Below are 15,223 nucleotides of genomic sequence, written 5' to 3' on the forward strand. Positions count from 1 at the left end.
GGTCACCGGACGCCGACGGTGGGTCAGTGATCGTCCCAGTGGCCCTCGTGGGCCGCGTGCCGGTGCCCGTCGTGCAGGTAGTCGACGTGATCGCCGTGCAGCACGGAGGCGTGGCCGCAGCCGTCCCCGTGCCGGTGCTCGTGGTCCCGGTGGGCGACGTGGCCGGCCGGCTCGCACTCGTCGTAGTGGTCGGTGTGGCGCCGGTGCAGGTGTCCGTCGTGCGCGTAGTCGACGTGGTCGCCGTGCGGCACCTCGGGGTGGCCGCAGGCCGGGCCGTGGATGTGGTCGTGCACCGGGTGTTCGTGGTGGAGCGTGGTCATGACGCGCACCTTCTGTGGCTCACGGGAGGGCTGACCCTCTCAGGCTAGCCGCCTATGCCCCGTTTATCGGGGTATGTCAGTCTGGTCGATGTTTCCCTGACCTCCGCGCAGGTGACCCGTGCGGGTGTCCCTTGAAAGCGACCCCACGAAGGCGAACCCATGAAGGCGATCAGCTACCGCAACTACGGCGGGCCCGAAGTCCTGGAGTACATCGAGGTGCCCGACCCCAAGCTGGGCCCCGACTCCGTCCTGGTGAAGGTGCGGGCCGCGGCCGTGAACCCCGTCGACTGGAAGTGCCGCCAGGGCCACCTCGACGGCGCGCTGGACGCCGTCTTCCCCGTGATCCCCGGCTGGGACGTGTCCGGGGTGGTGGTCCGGCCGGGCGCCGCCGTCCCGGAGTTCGCCGTCGGCGACGAGGTGATCGGCTACGTGCGCGAGGACTTCCTCTCCCGCGGCACTTTCGCCGAGTACGTCGCCGCCCCCGTGCGCACCCTCGCCCGCAAGCCGCGCAATCTCACCTTCGAGGAGGCGGCGGGCCTGCCGCTCGCCGGGCTCACCGCCTATCAGGTGCTCACCGACGCGCTGGACGTCAAGGACGGCGACACCGTCCTCGTGCACGCGGCGGCCGGCGGCGTCGGCTCGCTTGCCGTACAGCTCGCCTCGCACGTCGGCGCCCGGGTCATCGGCACGGCCAGCGAACGCAACCACGACTATCTGCGCGAGCTGGGCGCGGAGCCGGTGACCTACGGCGACGGGCTCGCGGACCGGGTCCGCGGCCTCGCCCCGAAGGGCGTCGACGCGGTCTTCGACACCATCGGCGGCGACACGCTCAAGGCGTCCGCCGAACTCCTCGCCCCCGGCGGGCGACTGGCGTCCATCGCGGACGGCGCGGTCATCGGCCTCGGCGGCCGCTACTGCTTCGTGCGTCCCGACGCGGCCGATCTGGGCCGCCTGACGGAGCTGGCGGAGCAGGGCGTGGTGACGGTCCACGTCGACAAGGCGTTCCCCCTGGAAGAGGCGGCCGACGCCCACCGCCTGAGCGAACAGGGCCGCACCCGCGGCAAGATCGTCGTACGGGTGGGCCCGGGCGACTGAGGTTCTCCGGCCTGGGCTCCGGGCTACCGGGGCTCAGGGCGGCCGGGCCAGCGGACGCCGGTCAGAGCACCAGGGCCGCCGCGCACACGGCGAGCGCGAGCGTGCACAGGGCCGCCGCCCGGGCCCCGCGCAGGCCGAGCGGCCGGGGCCTGGGGGCGCTCAGCGCGAGCATCCTGCGGTGCGCGACCACCAGGAAGCCGAGCCAGAGCAGCAGGCACAGGGCGCCGGCCAGGACGCCGGTGGGGCTGTGGCCCTGCTGGAGGACCGCGCGGGCGGCCAGGACCGCCGCGACCGTGCAGGACAACGTCGTACGCCGCCACGCGAGCCGGGTGCGCTCCGGCTGGAGCCCGGGATCACGCGCCGACACCGGCTCCCGGCCGCTCACCCCTCCCACCCGAAGAGCACGACCACCACCATCGCCAGGGCGACCAGCGCCACCGCGAGGCTCAGTACCGTCGGGAACCGCCCGGCGGGCAGGTCCTCGCCGCGCCGCATGGCCCGCTCGCACCGCACCCAGTGGTCGACGGCCCGCAGCGAGCACAGCACGCCCGCGGCGAGCAGCGCGAGCGCGAGGCCGATCCGCCAGCCCCGGCGCAGGTCCGGCAGGAACTGGTCCACGGCGAAACCGCCGCCGATCAGCGCGAGCGCGGTGCGCAGCCACGCCAGGAAGGTGCGTTCGTTGGCGAGCGAGAAGCGGTAGTCGGGGGTGTCGCCCTCCTCGCGGACCCGCTCGGGCGCGAACCACAGCCTCAGACTCCACAGGAAATTGCTCACGGCCGCACCATAAGCGCTGGCGATCAGCTCGCGAGGAAGGCCCTCAGCCGGTGATGGGCGGCGAGCCCGTCCGGCACCCACTCCCACTCCTCCAGCCGCCGCTCCAGCTCGTCCTCGGTGAGGAAGGCGTGCCAGGCCACCTCTTCGACCTGCGGATTCACCGGCAGGTCACAGCGCACGTCGTAGAGGTACGCCCACCACGACCTGCCCGCGCCGTCGTCGAAGAGGAACTTGAACAGCGGCGTGGGACGCGGCAGATCGCGGACCCCCAGCTCCTCCCGCGCCTCGCGCAGCGCGGCGTCGTCGCAGGACTCGCCGGCGCCGACCACCCCGCCCACGAACATGTCGTGGAGGGAGGGGAAGACCAGCTTCGTCGCGGTGCGCCGGTGCACGAAGACACGGCCCTCCGCGTCGCGCGCCCGGATGAACACGCAGCGGTGGCGCAGCCCACGGGCGTACACCTCGCCGCGCGGGGCCTCACCGATCACCTCGTCGTCGGCGTCGACGACGGTCAGGATCTCGTCGCGGGGGTCGGGCGGGGGCTCGCTGTGTGCCGTCATACGGGCCATCCAACCCCACCGGCTCCCGACGTCCCCAACTCGCCCCGCTCGGCCGGTTGACGTGCGGCCCCGCGGCTGCCCAGGATCTGACCCACCGGTAACTTCGCGGGCCCTGTCGAGGAGGACGACCCCTATGGCGTACGACGCAGATGTGATCGTGATCGGGGCGGGACTCGCCGGTCTCGCGGCGACCGCGGAACTGGTCGACGCGGGCCGCCGGGTCATCCTCGTGGACCAGGAGCCCGAGCAGTCCATCGGCGGCCAGGCGCACTGGTCCTTCGGCGGCCTCTTCTTCGTCGACTCGCCCGAACAGCGGCGGCTGCGGATCAAGGACTCGCACGCGCTGGCCCTCCAGGACTGGATGGGCACCGCCGCCTTCGACCGCCCGGAGGACCACTGGCCGCGCAAGTGGGCCGAGGCGTACGTCGACTTCGCGGCCGGCGAGAAGCGGTCCTGGCTGCACGGGCAGGGCGTACGCTTCTTCCCGGTCGTCGGCTGGGCCGAGCGCGGCGGCTACGACGCGCAGGGCCACGGCAACTCCGTGCCGCGCTTCCACATCACCTGGGGAACGGGACCCGGGCTGCTCGCGCCCTTCGTACGGCGGGTGCGCGCCGGGGTCGCGCGCGGCCTGGTCGAGCTGCGGTTCCGCCACCGCGTCACCGGGCTCACGCGCAGCGCGGGCGCCGTCGACACCGTCACCGGCGAGGTCCTCGAACCCTGTGGCGTCGAGCGCGGCAGGGCCAGCGGCCGCGAGGTGACGGGCACCTTCGAGCTGCGGGCCCAGGCGGTCATCGTCACCTCGGGCGGCATCGGCGGCAACCACGACCTCGTCCGCGCCAACTGGCCCGAAAGGCTCGGCACCCCGCCCGAGAAGATGATCTCCGGGGTGCCCGCGCACGTGGACGGCAAGATGCTCGGCATCGCCGAGGACGCCGGGGGGCACCTCATCAACCGCGACCGCATGTGGCACTACACCGAGGGCATCGAGAACTGGAACCCCATCTGGGAGCGCCACGGCATCCGCATCCTGCCCGGCCCCTCGTCCCTGTGGCTGGACGCGCGCGGCGAGCGCCTGCCCGTCCCGCTCTTCCCCGGCTTCGACACCCTCGGCACACTGCACCACATCATGAGCACCGGGTACGACTACACGTGGTTCGTGCTCAACCAACGCATCATCGGCAAGGAGTTCACGCTCAGCGGCTCCGAGCAGAACCCCGACCTGACCGGCAAGTCGGTGCGCGGCGTCATCGACCGGGCGCGCTCCGAAGTGCCGGGCCCCGTCAAGGCTTTCATGGACCACGGCGTCGACTTCGTGGTGGAGAAGGACCTCGGCGCGCTGGTGCGCGGCATGAACGCGCTCACCAAAGAGCCGCTCATCGACGAGGCCGCGCTGCGCCGCACCCTCACCGCGCGCGACCGCGAGATCGCCAACCCCTTCACCAAGGACCTCCAGGTCACGGCCATCCGGGGCGCCCGCAAATTCCTCGGCGACCGCCTCATCCGGGCTGCTGCCCCGCACCGCGTCCTCGACCCGAAGGCCGGCCCGCTGATCGCCGTACGCCTCAACATCCTCACCCGCAAGACCCTCGGCGGCCTGGAGACCGACCTCTCCTCCCGGGTCCTGACCGAGGGCGGCGAACCGCTGCCCGGTGTGTACGCGGCCGGGGAGGCCGCCGGCTTCGGCGGCGGGGGAGTGCACGGCTACCGCTCGCTCGAAGGCACCTTCCTCGGTGGCTGCCTCTTCTCCGGCCGCACGGCGGGCCGCGCGGCGGCGCGCGCGGTGAGTTGAGCGGCTCGGTGAGCGGGGCAGACCGATGCATCGAGTGACCCGGCGAGTTGAGAAGCTCTTTGCCAAGGGCTGTTGCCCCAGGTGAGAAGCGAAGTCCACACAGGGTGGGCGGAGTTGGCGGGGAACGAAGGTTAGGCTGCCCTTGACGCGGACTGGTGCCTACCGGTTTGCTGTGCGTGATCATCCGTAAGCGAACCGCGCCGGGGAGGAAGTCCCGCGGTGTCACCACCCCCACCCCCACTGGGCCGTTCCCGCAAGAGGGCCGCGGCGCACGCCTTCGACGCCGCACTCGACGACGTCGAACTCATCGCCGCCCGGGCGGCGTTGGCCCAGGGACGCTGGATCGAGGTCCGCGCGCTGCTCGCCGCGACCGGCGACGACTGGGACCGCAGGGGGCACCGCTTCGACGTCCTCGGGCAGGAACCCACCACGGCCGCCTGGGCCCGCGACTGGCGGCTCGTGGAGCCCGAGAGCTGTGACGCGCGGCTGCTGCACGCCTTCGCCGCCGTCCACAAGGCGCTGCGCGGCAAGGAGCGTTCGGGCAAGGCGCGCGACCTGTGCCGCGAGGTGGCCGCCCAGGTCCCCGCCGACCCGACGCCCTGGCTCGCGCTGCTCCTGCTCGAACGCTCGCTGGGCCGCGAGGAGGACGTCGTACGTCTCTTCGACGAGGTCCGCCACCGCCACCCCGAGCACCACCACGCCCACCACCTGATGGTCGCCCGGCTCGCCGAGCGGCGGCCCGGCGCGGGCCAGGACCCGCTGCACGAGGTCTACGACTTCGCCTCCTGGACTGCCGAACAGGCGCCCGCCGACTCGCCGTTGGCCGTCCTGCCCGTCGTCGCGCACGCCGAGCGCTACCGCGTCCTCGCCACCGCTGGCATGGAGCCCGCCGACCCCGTGGCGAGCGGGCACTGGACCGGGCGCCGCGCCCGGGGCGTCATGAAGGCCGCCTTCGACTGGTGGCTGGAGTGGGAGACCCCGGACGGGCCCACCCACCCGCGCTGCCACATCGACCTCAACTTCCTCGCCCACGCGAAGTCCTGCGAGGGCAGGGCGGCCGAGGCCGCGGTGCTCTTCCACCGCATCGGACGGCACGCCACCCCGGCCCCCTGGGCCTACCCGGACCGGGATCCGTACCAAGCGTTCACCGCCGCGCGCGCCACCGCGCTCGGATCGGCCTGAGAACCCACACCTCCGGAAAGGACGACCGCGCCATGGCGACGGGCAGTTCGAGCACGAGCGGCATCAGATCCGTCGAGGAACGAACGGGCGGCGGCATCAGCACGTACAAGGGACAGGAACGCGCGCTGCGCGCGGGCCGGCTCGGTACGGCGGGCCTGCTGCTCTCCGTGCTCGCCGCGACCGGCCCGCTGATGGTCGTCGCCGGTGTCATGCCCACCACGTACGGCGTGATGGGCGTCGTCGGGCAGCCCCTCCTCTTCCTTGTCCTCGGCGTCGTCCTCGCCCTCTTCAGCCTCGGGTACGCCGAGATGAGCCGGCACGTCCACAACGCCGGCGCCTTCTACGCGTACATATCCCGCGGCCTCGGCGGCACCGCGGGCGCGGGCGCCGCGATGGTCGCGCTCGTCGCCTACAGCGCCCTCCAGGCGGGCCTGTACGGCCTGCTCGGCTTCGAGGTGTCCGGGCTGCTCCGGACGTACTTCGAGGTCGAGGTCGCCTGGTGGATCCCGGCCCTGGCGACCGTCGCCCTCGTCGCCGTCCTCGCCTGGCTGAAGATCGACCTGAACGCGCGCGTGCTCGGCGTGCTGCTCGTCGTCGAGGTGGCGCTCGTCGTCATCTTCGACGTCGCGGCCATCGCGGACCCGGGCAAGGAGGGCCTGTCGCTGCACGCCTTCGATCCGCAGACGCTCACCGGCGCGGGCGTCGCCACGTCCCTGTGCTTTTGCATCGCGGCCTTCACCGGCTTCGAACAGGCCCCCGTGTACGCCGAGGAGACCAGCCGCCCCCAGGTCGTCGTCGCCCGCGTGATGTTCTTCGCCGTCGGCTTCGTCGCCGTCTTCTTCGCGCTCAGCTCCTGGGCGCTGACCGTCGCGGCGGGTCCCTCCGGGATCGTCCCCGCGGCCCGGGAGCAGAGCGCGGGCCTGCTCTTCGGCCTCACCGAGTCCCGGCTCGGCGCCGCCTTCACCGACGTCCTGCACGTGCTGTTCGTGACCGGCATGTTCGCGGCCGTCCTCAGCTTCCACAACGTGGTCGCCCGCTACGCCTTCGCGATGGGCCGCGAGGGGCTGCTGCCCGCCGCGTTCGGCCGCACCAACACCTCGACCGGCGCGCCCGGCACCGGCTCGCTGCTCCAGAGCGTCGTGTCGGTCGTGGTCGTCGCGGGCTTCGCCGCCGCGGACGACGGCGCGGCGGGCGACCCGACCGCGCCCGTCCTGCACCTGTTCACCTGGGGCGGCAACATCGGCGCCCTCGGTGTGATCCTCCTGATGGCCACCGCGTCCGTCGCCGTCATCGTCTTCTTCGCCCGCCGCGGCGCCGCGCGCGCCCAGGCCTGGCGGATCGCCGCCTCCGCGCTCGCCGCGGTGGGCCTGCTCGTCATCGCGGGCTACACCGTCAAGGACTTCGACGTCCTCGTCGGCGCGGGCCCGGACTCGGCGCTGAGCCGGGTACTGCCCGGCATCATCGTCGTGGCGGCGGTCATCGGCGTGGCGTACGGCGCGGTCCTGCGCGCCAGGAACCCCGCGGCGCACGCCCGGATCGGCCTCGGCAACGAGGCGTTCCAACTGGAGAAGGCGTCGTCGCCGGGGGCGTGAAGGAGACGGGAGGGGCTGCGGGATGCAGCCCCTCCGGCGCGTGAGGAGCGGGTCCGGGGCAAAGCCCCGGGAGACGGCGCGCTAGATGATGAGGGACAGCAGCAGGACCAACGCCCCCGCCACCACGGAGATGATCGTCTCCATCACGGACCACGTCTTGACCGTCTGGCCGACGTCCAGTCCGAAGTACTCCTTGACCAGCCAGAACCCCGCGTCGTTGACATGCGAGAAGAACAGCGAGCCCGCCCCGATGGCCAGCACCAGGAGCGCCGTGTGCGCGGTCGACATGTCCGCCGCCAGCGGCGCCGCCAGGCCCGCCGCCGAGATCGTGGCGACCGTCGCCGAACCCGTCGCGAGCCGGATGGCCACCGCGATCAGCCAGGCGAGCAGCAGCGCGGGGATCGACCAGTCCTTGGAGAAGTCGAGGATCATCTGACCCACGCCGATGTCGATGAGCGTCTGCTTGAAGCCGCCGCCCGCGCCCACGATCATCAGCACGCCCGCGATCGGGGCGAGCGACTTCTCGACGGTGCTCGACAGCCGGTCCTTGCCGAACCCGGCCGCACGGCCCAGCGTGAACATCCCGACGATCACCGCCGCGAGCAGCGCGACCAGCGGGGAGCCGATGACGTCGAAGACCCGCTGCACGGTCGCCTCGGGGTCGTCGACGACGATGTCCACCAGCGCCTTGGCCAGCATCAGCACGACCGGCAGCAGCACGGTGGCGACCGTGACGCCGAAGCCCGGACGCTTCGCCAGGTCCTCCGAGGGGCGCTGCGGGATCATCTTCTCGGGGGCGGACACGTCCACCCAGCGCGCCGCCACCTTGGAGAACAACGGCCCCGCGATGATCACCGTGGGGATCGCGACGAGCACACCGAGGGCCAGCGTGACACCGAGGTTGGCCTTGACCGCGTCGATGGCGACGAGCGGGCCCGGGTGCGGCGGGATGAGCCCGTGCATCACGGACAGGCCGGCCAGCGCCGGGATGCCGATCCGCATCAGCGAGTAGTTGCCGCGCCTGGCGACCATCAGGACGACCGGGATCAGCAGCACGATGCCGACCTCGAAGAAGAGCGGCAGACCGATCACCGAGGCGATCAGGACCATCGCCCAGGGCATCGCGCGCCCGCCCGCCTTGGCGAGGATCGTGTCGACGATCTGGTCCGCGCCCCCGGAGTCGGCGAGCAGCTTGCCGAGGATCGCGCCGAGCGCGATGAGCACCCCCACGCCCGCCACGGTCGAGCCGAGGCCGGCGGTGAAACTGGCGATGGCCTTGTCGAGTGGGGCGCGCGCGAAGGCCCCGAGCGCGAGTGACCCGATGGTCAGCGCGAGGAACGCGTGCAGCTTGAACTTGGTGATGAGCAGGACGATGACGGCGATGCCGGCGATGACGGCGATCCCCAGCTGGGCATGGCCCGCGGAGGTGATCGGCTCGACGGGGTCCGCTGCCAACATCTCGACGCTGAGACGGGTCACGGTGCTTTCCTTGTACGAGGGTGCGGGAACTGGTGGCCGACCGCTCAGCCGAGCCGGCCCAGGGCGTCGACGGCCCTGTCGGCGATCTCCTCCGGGGACCCGGCGACATCGACGGCGACGCCCGCCTCGTCCGCCCCGAGGGGCTGCAAGGTGGCGAACTGCGAATCGAGGAGTGCCGTGGGCATGAAGTGCCCCTTGCGCTGCCTCATCCGCTCCTCGATGAGCTCACGGTCACCGGTGAGGTGGACGAAGACGACTCCGGGGGCCACCGAACGCAGCCGGTCGCGGTAACTCCGCTTGAGCGCCGAGCTGCTGACCACCCCGCCGCGCCCCGCCCGCCCGTGCGCCCAGGCCCCGATGGCGTCCAACCAGGGCCACCGGTCGTCATCGGTGAGGGGGGTGCCGGACGACATCTTCCGCACGTTCTGCGGCGGGTGGAAGTCGTCGCCCTCGGCGTACGGGACGCCGAGCCGGTCCGCGAGCAGGGGGCCGATCGTGGTCTTGCCGGTCCCTGCCACACCCATGATCACGACGACGTGGGGGGTGCTCATCGCTGCCTGCCTTCGCTGTCTTCATCGACATCGGTCGGTTCGTTCACGTCACTGAAACCCATTAGGTATGACGAATTCAAGAGCCTGTGACGTAAAAGTCTGACTTATTGTTCACGTCGGTCCCCTCGTAGGCTTCCGTCATGACCGCACAGACCCGAGGGCTGCACTCCCGCGTACTGGAAAGCCTCGGGCCCGCCATCACCGCGGGCGAGTACCCCCCGGGCAGCGTCCTGCGCACGGACGAGCTGGCCCAGCGCTTCGAGGTGTCCCGCTCCGTGATGCGCGAAGCGGTCCGGGTCCTGGAGTCCATGCACCTCGTCGCCTCCCGGCGCCGCGTGGGCGTGACCGTCCTGCCCGCCCAGGAGTGGAACGTCTACGACCCGCAGGTCATCCGCTGGCGTCTGGCCGGCGCCGACCGGCCCCGGCAGCTGCGCTCCCTGACCGTGCTGCGCTCCGCGATCGAGCCGGTCGCGGCGGGGCTCGCCGCCCGGCACGCCACGGCCGCCCAGTGCGCGGAGCTGACCGAGTGCGCCCTCGGCATGGTCGCCCACTCGCGCGGCCACCAGCTGGAGGGCTATCTCAAGTACGACGTCGCCTTCCACCGGGTCATCCTCGACTCCTGCGGCAACGAGATGTTCGCCCGCCTCGGTGACGTCGTCGCCGAGGTCCTCACCGGTCGCACCGCCCACCAGGTGATGTTCGAGGACCCCGACCCGCCCGCCGTGTCCCTGCACGTCCAGGTCGCGGAGGCCGTCAGGGAGGGCGACGCGGCCCGCGCGGAGGCCCTGACGCGGCAGATCGCCCTCGGCGCGCTGGAGGAGCTGGACATCCTGGCGCCCTGACGCCGCGGGGCGCCGCCGGGTCGGCGACAATGGACGCCATGTCCCGACGCGCCACGCCCCGCCCCACGTCCTGCCCCTGCGGGCGCCCCGAGCCGTACGAGGAGTGCTGCGGCCGGCTGCACCGGGGCGAGGCCGCGGCCCGTACGCCCGAGGAGCTGATGCGCTCCCGGTACTGCGCCTTCGCGGTGCGCGACGAGCCCTACCTGCTGCGCACCTGGCACCCGGCGACACGCCCGCCCCTGGTGGAGTTCGACCCGGCGCTGCGCTGGGTGGGCCTGGAGATCGAGGACACCACCGAGGGCACCGCGTTCCACACCACCGGCACCGTGACCTTCCGGGCCCGCTACACCGACGGGGGCCGCCCGGACGCCCTGCACGAGCGGAGCCGGTTCGAGCGGCTCGACGGGGCGTGGGTGTACGTCGACGGCACGTTCATCGACTGACGGCGCGACAGCGCACGCCCGACGGGCGCGCACCCCGTGCCCGTACGCCCGTCGGGACCCGGCCACCGGCGCGCCCGTGCGCGTGGGACTGCTGGGCAGCGGAGGTTCACACGGGGTGGGTACGGGCGCACCGCGACCGTCCGCCGAGCCCCGCCGAAGCGCCGCGACGGGCCCGGACACCCGGCTCCGACCGCCTGTTCGAGCCCCCGGCCGTGCCCGTGGAGAGGGCGCGCACATAGGCGGGAACCCTCGCTGCGGCCCGCCCGCACCGCCAGTAGCGTCTGGCTGCCCCCCTCCCTCACGCAGTCCCGTACGCCGTGCGATGGAAGAGGCTCCGATGGCCGACACCGGACAGCACCAGCAGCCCCAGCCGCCTGAGCGAGACCAGCAGCCCCAGCAGCCCCAGCAGCCTGAGCAGCACATGCAGCCCGAGCAGCACCCGCAGCCCCAGCAGTCACCGCAGCCCCAGCCGACCCACGAGCGCTACATGGGCGGCAGCCCCGAAGCGGAACGCCGCATCTTCGAGCGCCTGGCCCACGAACTGATGGCGGTCCAGGAGAAGAACCGGCGCGCGAGCCGGGGCAACGACCTGGAACGCGCCTTCCACGCCAAGGCCGCCCTCGGCGTGGAGAACGCCCACCTGCGCTTCCATGACGACCTCCCCGAAGACCTGCGCGGCGGCTTCGCCCGGCCCGGCGCCCAGTACCCGACGACCGTGCGGCTCTCCAACGCCGCCGGCGTCCGGCAGGCCGACGGGGCGCCCGACCTGCGGGGCATCGCCCTGCGCGTGGCGGTGTCCGCCGAGGAGAGCCACGACCTGCTCGCCACCAACCACCCCGTGTCGCACGCCCGCGACGCCCGCGAGTTCGTGGCGTTCGCCAAGGCCATGGCCGGCGCGACGACCCCGCCCCGCAAGGCGGCGGCGCTGTACGTGAAGCTCCCGCTCGCCCTCGGCCCCTCCACCGCCGCCCGCATGCGCCGCAACGTCCGCTCCGCCGTCCGCCGCCCCGTCACCAGCCTCGCGGCCGAGACGTACTGGAGCCGCAGCGCCATCCTCTGGGGCGCGGCCGGCCCGGTCCGCTATCTGCTGCGCCCCCACGGCCACGGCCCCGCCACCAAGCCGGCCCCCGGGCGCCGCGACCCGGACCACCTGCGGCGCGACCTGGAGACACGCCTGGCCCGCCAGGACATCGTCTTCGACCTGTGCGTCCAGCGGTACGTCGACGAGCGGCGCACGCCGGTCGAGGACGGTGCCGTGGAGTGGCCCCAGGCGCTCGCGCCCGCGCTGCCCGTCGCCACGCTCACCGTGCCGTGCCAGGACCTCGACACCGCGCGGGCCCGCGCCGCCGCCCAGCGCGTCGAGGCGATCGGCTTCAACCCGTGGTTCACCACCGACGACTTCCGCCCTCTCGGCAACCTCAACCGGGCCCGCAAGGCCGCCTACGAAGCGAGCGCGGCACACCGCCACGGTCTGCGCTTCGTCACCGAGGAGCCGCTGCGCAACAAGCTGCTCGGCGCCCCGGCCGGCGCCGCGTTCCGACTCCTGAACCGCCGGGTGCCCTGGCACGAGCTGCCCCTCTCGGCGAGCCTGCTCAACCTGGTCCTGCTGCGCAAGGCGCTGCGCCGCCACAACCTCCTCGACACCGGCACGCACGAGGCACCGCCCCGAGCCGTGCCGGTGCCCGCCCCGCCCGACGAGCGACTGCGCACCGCCCGGTCCTACGACGGCTCGTACAACGACCTCTCCCACCCCGCCATGGGAGCCGTCGGCGCACCCTTCGGACGCAACCTCCGGCCGGTCCACCGCCCCGACCTCTTCGACGTGCCGAACCCGGTCACGGTCAGCCGCCAACTCCTGTACCGCGACACGTTCCTGCCCGCGACCTCGCTGAACGTGCTGGCCGCCGCCTGGATCCAGTTCCAGGTCCACGACTGGGTCAACCACCGCCGCCACAAGCCGGGCGGCCAGACCGTCGAGGTGCCGCTGCCGCCCGGCGGCACCTGGCACAACACCCCCGGCGGGCCCGCCGAACGCGTCATGCGCTTCGCCGACGACGAGGGCATCGCCCTGCCCGGCGGCCCGCCGCTCCTCTTCGCCAACACCGCCTCCCACTGGTGGGACGGCTCCGAGGTCTACGGCGAGGACGAACGGACGGCCACCTTCCTGCGCGAGCCCGACGGGGGAGCCGAACTGCGCCTGGACGAGGGGCACTTGCCCCTCGGTCCGAACGGCGTCCCGCTGACCGGCTTCGCGGAGAGCTGGTGGGCGGGCCTCAGTGCCATGCACACCCTCTTCGCCCGCGAGCACAACGCGGTCTGCGACGCGCTGCGGCGCGCCTACCCCGCCATGAGCCGGGAGAGCGTCTACCACACGGCCCGCCTGGTCGTCTCCGCCCTCATCGCCAAGATCCACACCGTGGAGTGGACCCCCGCGATCCTCGCCACGGAGGCCATCGACCTCGGCCTGCACACCAACTGGGACGGCCCGCCCGACCGCTGGCTCCACAAGCTCGGCCTGTGGCTGCTCGAAGCGCACTCCCTGACGGGCATCCCCGCCACGCCGCCGGACCACCACGGGGCGCCGTACTCCCTGACGGAGGAGTTCGTCACCGTCTACCGCATGCACCCCCTGATCCCCGACGACTTCGAGATGCGCGAGCACCGCTTCGGCCGGCGCCTGGAGACGCTCGGCTTCCGCGACCTCCAGGGCGCCGCCGCCGAGTCCGCCATCCGCAAGACGGGCCTCACCGACACGCTCTACTCCTTCGGCATCGCCCACCCCGGCGCCATCACCCTCCACAACTTCCCCCGCGCGCTCCAGCGGTTCGAACGCGACGGCGAGATCATCGACCTGTCCGTCGTTGACCTGGTCCGCACCCGCAGGCGGGGCGTGCCCCGCTACAACGACTTCCGTGAAGGCCTGCACAAACAGCGCGTACGCCGCTTCGAGGACCTCTCGCAGGACCCCGGTACGGTCGCCCGCCTCAAGGACGTCTACCGCTCGGTCGACGAGATCGACACGGTCGTCGGACTGTTCGCCGAGAACCCGCCGCACGGCTTCGGCTTCAGCGACACGGCGTTTCGGATCTTCATCCTGATGGCGACCCGCCGGCTGCAGAGCGACCGCTTCCTGACCGTCGACTTCCGCCCCGAGGTCTACACCCCCCTCGGCATCGACTGGGTCCACAAGGGCGGCATGAAGTCGGTCCTGCTGCGGCACTGCCCCGAGCTGGCGGGCCTGCTGCCGCGCGGGGCGAGCGCGTTCGCGCCGTGGCGCCAGGTCCAGCCGACGGGCGACGGCGACGGGCGGGGCGAACGCTGACGGACAGGGCCCAGGGCGCGCCGGCGTGCGCGCGGGGCGCCCGGCGCGGGGGAGAGGCCGGTCTTCACGGTGTGCGGCCGGTGGCGGCGGCCGGGATCCGGTCGGCCGCCGAGGGCCCGACGGGGCCGAACCTGCGCCGGTAGTCGGAGGGGCTGAGTCCCGTCTCGCGGCGCAGTCTGGCCCGCAGATTCGCGGCGGTGCCAAGACCGCTGCGCCGCGCGACGACGTCCAGGCGCTCCTCGCCCCGCTCGATGATCCGGCAGGCCAGCGCGACGCGTTCCGTGATGAGCCAGGCCAGTGGGGTGGTGCCGAGCTGGGCCCGGAAGCGGCGGTGCAAGGTCGCGGGGCTGAGGCCGGCGCGGGCCGCGAGACCGGCCACGGTGAGCGGCTCGTCCAGACGCTCCTGCGCCCAGCTCAGCACCGGGGCCAGGGACTCGTCCCGCACCTTTGGGACGGGCCGCTCCACGAACTGCCGCTGGCCTCCGTCGCGGTGCGCCGCGAAGACGAGACGCCTGCTCACCGCGTTGGCGATCTCGGCGCCGAAGTCCTTGCGCACGATGTGCAGGGACAGGTCGAGGGCGGCCGCGCTGCCGGCCGCGGTCAGGATGTCGCCCTCGTCCACGAAGAGCACGTCCGGTTCGAGCCGCACGGCCGGGAACCGCTCCCTGAAGGAGTCGGCCCACTGCCAGTGCGCGGTGGCCCCGCGCCCGTCGAGCACCCCGGCCTCGGCGAGCGTGAAGGCCCCGCTGCAGAACCCCACCAGCCGGGCGCCCCGCGCGTGCGCGCGCCGGACGGCGTCCAGGACGGCGGGCCGCCGGGGCACGTCGGTGTCCGGCCGGTTCGGCACGATCACGGTGTCCGCCGTCTCGGTCGCGTCGAGCCCGGCGACCCCGGTGAGCGTGAAGAACCCGTCCCGCATCAGGGTGCCGGGCTCGGGGGAGCAGAGCGCGAAGTCGTACAGCTCCCTGCCGAGCTCGGGCCGGCGCAGGCCGAACACCTCCGTCGCGCAGCCGAGTTCGAAGGGGTTGGAGTTCTCGTCGACGATGACGACGACGCGGTGGAGCCGGTCGGGGGCGGCCGGCGAGGTCACGGTCCCCGTCGCCGCTGCCCCTGCTGCTTGAGAGGATTCTTGCGCCATGTGCGATTTCTAGCACTCGTGGGGCCGGCACGTCACACCGGAAGATCACCTCATGACCAATGAACGCACCGCACCCAGCGCCTCCACCGCGACCGACGGACCCACCGCAACCGCCGTGACCAGCGAAGCCGCCGCC

Annotated in this window: 14 protein-coding genes; 7 read left to right on the top strand and 7 right to left on the bottom strand. The window is 72.9% G+C overall.

What is annotated here, in order from left to right; translation table 11 throughout:
• Nucleotides 1–23: 23 nt before the first annotated feature.
• Nucleotides 24–320 (bottom strand): hypothetical protein, encoded by a 297-nt coding sequence (locus ACZ5GP_RS20820; protein WP_361079026.1) that lies wholly within the window; start codon nt 318–320, stop codon nt 24–26.
• Between the two features lie 159 nt (nt 321–479).
• Here ACZ5GP_RS20820 and ACZ5GP_RS20825 point away from each other — a divergent pair, with 159 nt between their 5' ends.
• Nucleotides 480–1,415, top strand: coding sequence for an NADP-dependent oxidoreductase (locus ACZ5GP_RS20825; RefSeq protein ID WP_468752256.1), 936 nt, complete (start codon nt 480–482; stop codon nt 1,413–1,415).
• Nucleotides 1,416–1,476: 61 nt separating this feature from the next.
• On the opposite strand, the gene ACZ5GP_RS20830 is transcribed toward ACZ5GP_RS20825, so the two are convergent.
• The 3 genes from ACZ5GP_RS20830 to ACZ5GP_RS20840 are packed head-to-tail and all read right to left on the bottom strand — an operon-like array spanning nt 1,477 to nt 2,749.
• Nucleotides 1,477–1,800: a DUF202 domain-containing protein gene (locus ACZ5GP_RS20830; RefSeq protein WP_468752257.1), complete on the bottom strand. Its 324-nt coding sequence runs from the start codon at nt 1,798–1,800 to the stop codon at nt 1,477–1,479.
• Complete coding sequence (locus ACZ5GP_RS20835; RefSeq protein WP_358581182.1) at nt 1,797–2,189, bottom strand: YidH family protein; 393 nt, start codon at nt 2,187–2,189, stop codon at nt 1,797–1,799. Before ACZ5GP_RS20835 ends, ACZ5GP_RS20830 begins: the two co-directional genes overlap by 4 nt.
• Before the next feature lie 23 nt (nt 2,190–2,212).
• On the bottom strand, nt 2,213–2,749 hold the full coding sequence (locus ACZ5GP_RS20840; protein WP_468752258.1) for an NUDIX domain-containing protein: 537 nt from the start codon (nt 2,747–2,749) through the stop codon (nt 2,213–2,215).
• Between the two features lie 133 nt (nt 2,750–2,882).
• Between ACZ5GP_RS20840 and ACZ5GP_RS20845 the strand changes: the two genes are divergently transcribed.
• The 3 genes from ACZ5GP_RS20845 (at nt 2,883) to ACZ5GP_RS20855 (ending at nt 7,312) form a co-directional block, all read left to right on the top strand.
• Nucleotides 2,883–4,538 (top strand): FAD-binding dehydrogenase, encoded by a 1,656-nt coding sequence (locus tag ACZ5GP_RS20845; protein ID WP_468752259.1) that lies wholly within the window; start codon nt 2,883–2,885, stop codon nt 4,536–4,538.
• 219 nt (nt 4,539–4,757) lie between these two features.
• Nucleotides 4,758–5,720 (top strand): hypothetical protein, encoded by a 963-nt coding sequence (locus tag ACZ5GP_RS20850; RefSeq protein ID WP_468752260.1) that lies wholly within the window; start codon nt 4,758–4,760, stop codon nt 5,718–5,720.
• A 32-nt stretch (nt 5,721–5,752) separates the two neighbouring features.
• On the top strand, nt 5,753–7,312 hold the full coding sequence (locus ACZ5GP_RS20855) for an APC family permease (protein WP_468752261.1): 1,560 nt from the start codon (nt 5,753–5,755) through the stop codon (nt 7,310–7,312).
• Between the two features lie 81 nt (nt 7,313–7,393).
• On the opposite strand, the gene ACZ5GP_RS20860 is transcribed toward ACZ5GP_RS20855, so the two are convergent.
• Both ACZ5GP_RS20860 and ACZ5GP_RS20865 read right to left on the bottom strand, forming a co-directional pair.
• Nucleotides 7,394–8,791, bottom strand: a complete 1,398-nt coding sequence (locus ACZ5GP_RS20860) for a GntT/GntP/DsdX family permease (RefSeq protein WP_468752262.1) — start codon at nt 8,789–8,791, stop codon at nt 7,394–7,396.
• 44 nt (nt 8,792–8,835) lie between these two features.
• Complete coding sequence (locus ACZ5GP_RS20865; RefSeq protein ID WP_468752263.1) at nt 8,836–9,342, bottom strand: gluconokinase; 507 nt, start codon at nt 9,340–9,342, stop codon at nt 8,836–8,838.
• A gap of 140 nt (nt 9,343–9,482) precedes the next feature.
• On the opposite strand from ACZ5GP_RS20865, the gene ACZ5GP_RS20870 reads away from it, so the two are divergent.
• The 3 genes from ACZ5GP_RS20870 (at nt 9,483) to ACZ5GP_RS20880 (ending at nt 13,949) form a co-directional block, all read left to right on the top strand.
• On the top strand, nt 9,483–10,184 hold the full coding sequence (locus tag ACZ5GP_RS20870) for a FadR/GntR family transcriptional regulator (protein WP_468752264.1): 702 nt from the start codon (nt 9,483–9,485) through the stop codon (nt 10,182–10,184).
• A gap of 38 nt (nt 10,185–10,222) precedes the next feature.
• Nucleotides 10,223–10,627, top strand: a complete 405-nt coding sequence (locus tag ACZ5GP_RS20875; RefSeq protein WP_468752265.1) for a YchJ family protein — start codon at nt 10,223–10,225, stop codon at nt 10,625–10,627.
• Between the two features lie 421 nt (nt 10,628–11,048).
• Nucleotides 11,049–13,949, top strand: coding sequence for a peroxidase family protein (locus ACZ5GP_RS20880; protein ID WP_468752532.1), 2,901 nt, complete (start codon nt 11,049–11,051; stop codon nt 13,947–13,949).
• A gap of 64 nt (nt 13,950–14,013) precedes the next feature.
• On the opposite strand, the gene ACZ5GP_RS20885 is transcribed toward ACZ5GP_RS20880, so the two are convergent.
• Nucleotides 14,014–15,087 (bottom strand): helix-turn-helix domain-containing protein, encoded by a 1,074-nt coding sequence (locus ACZ5GP_RS20885; RefSeq protein WP_468752266.1) that lies wholly within the window; start codon nt 15,085–15,087, stop codon nt 14,014–14,016.
• Nucleotides 15,088–15,223: the final 136 nt, after the last annotated feature.

The organism is Streptomyces sp. NPDC031466 (genome assembly GCF_055581265.1).